This window comes from Mesorhizobium sp. WSM4871 (genome assembly GCF_055811295.1).
This window is the reverse complement of sequence record NZ_JBVVPU010000045.1, coordinates 1-1,598: the sequence shown is the minus strand read 5'-3', so window position 1 is coordinate 1,598 and position 1,598 is coordinate 1. Positions and strand designations below refer to the sequence as shown.

Here is a 1,598-nt window from a genome sequence, read left to right as displayed (position 1 = left end):
CTACACCGCAGAGAGCATCCTCTCTCGCCGATCAGGGCGATCTTTGGCCATCTACAAGGTGGTTGTGCTCTCTGTGGTTGCGGCATTGTTGTCGTTGCCGTTTATTACCATATCGGTGTCTGTCCAAAGTGCCGGTATCATTCGCCCCACCGTCGAGAAGACGCCCTTGGTCGCGCCCGTCTCCGGACGCATCTCCCGCATCCTTGCCGCTGAAAACGATCTGGTTGCCCAGGGGCAAGAGATCCTCGCCCTCGATGATGGGGTGGTTGAGGAAAAGCTCAGGGCGCTTACAGGCGATATTCGCGCAAAGAGCGATTTTGCCCGTGACCTCGAAACCCTGATCTCCTCCGGCACGCAAGCCAAGGACCCGATCCGCCTCTTGACCGAGACCGCCACGGCCGAGCGCGCCCATTTCCTGAACCTTGTGCGGGAGAACCAGTATGACCGCGGTCATGCGGCTGCGGAACTTCAGCGTGCCAAGCGACTGCTCTCCGCTGCTGTAGCACCGGCAAAGGCCGTTGAGGAAAAGGCCTTCGCACTTCAGAACGTTGAGATCCAGGGCGAGATCCTCGCCCGGCGCAAATTCGCCGAATGGAACCAGCAGCTGTCCGACGTTAACCTGCGCCTTGAGGAACTCACGGCCGCCTTGCATCAGCTTGAGAGCGAACGGGACCTGACTCTCATTCGAGCCCCCGTATCAGGCGCTCTCGAGCAATTCTCGGGCCTCACTTCCAGCAGCTACGTCCAGGCCGGGCAAACCGTCGCTTGGGTTTCGCCAGATGGTGAACTGGTGGCGGAAATCTTCGTTTCTCCCAACGACATCGGCTTTGTGCGCCCCGGCCAGTCGGTGCGTCTCCAAGTGGATGCCTTCAACTACAATCAATGGGGTGTCATTGACGCGACGGTGCTCGACGTGGCGCACGACTTCACGCTGCACGACGGCAGGCCGGCCTTCAAGGTCCGCTGCGCGCTCTCTCGGCGCCATCTCGCCCTCAAGCACGGGATCATCGGTAACCTGAAGAAAGGCATGACCGTGCGGGCCCGCTTCCTCCTGGGCGACCGCACTGTCCTGGAACTCCTGTACAACGAGGTCGACGATTGGCTCAATCCGCTCCTGGCGAGCCACTGATTCTCCATTTTCCAAACAGTCAGCGAGCCGCTATGTCGAGCAAGATCATCAAGTTCAAGCAGCGCGACATCACCGATTGCGGTGCCGCCAGCCTTGCTTCTGTCGCGGCCTTCTATGGCTACAAGCTGCCATTGTCGCGTATCCGACAGTATGCCTCGACCGGCCGCTCCGGCACCACTGTGCTGGGCCTCATGGAAGCGGCCCGGAAGCTGGGCTTCGTTGCCAAGGGGGTAAAGGGTGGCTTCGACAGCCTATACAAGATCCCCAAGCCCGCCATCGCGCATGTCGTCGTCGGCGAGGTTCTGCATCACTTCGTCGTAGTCCAGGAGATCAACGCCAGGTGGGTCATCGTCATGGACCCAGCCTATGGTGAAATCCGCAAGCTGGCGCACGAGGAATTCAAAAAGCAATGGACTGGCGCCCTGGTGCTCCTGGTTCCCGCAGACACCTTCAAGCGCCGCGACGAGAC

2 protein-coding genes are annotated in these 1,598 nt (G+C 60.3%); both read left to right on the top strand.

Annotated features, from left to right (window positions below; genetic code table 11):
• Window positions 1-43: 43 nt before the first annotated feature.
• Complete coding sequence (locus AC0L2H_RS32410; RefSeq protein WP_171880404.1) at window positions 44-1,129, top strand: HlyD family secretion protein; 1,086 nt, start codon at window positions 44-46, stop codon at window positions 1,127-1,129.
• Window positions 1,130-1,161: 32 nt separating this feature from the next.
• Window positions 1,162-1,598, top strand: a 437-nt coding sequence (locus AC0L2H_RS32405) for a cysteine peptidase family C39 domain-containing protein (RefSeq protein ID WP_473593667.1), incomplete at its 3' end; no start/stop codon positions are given.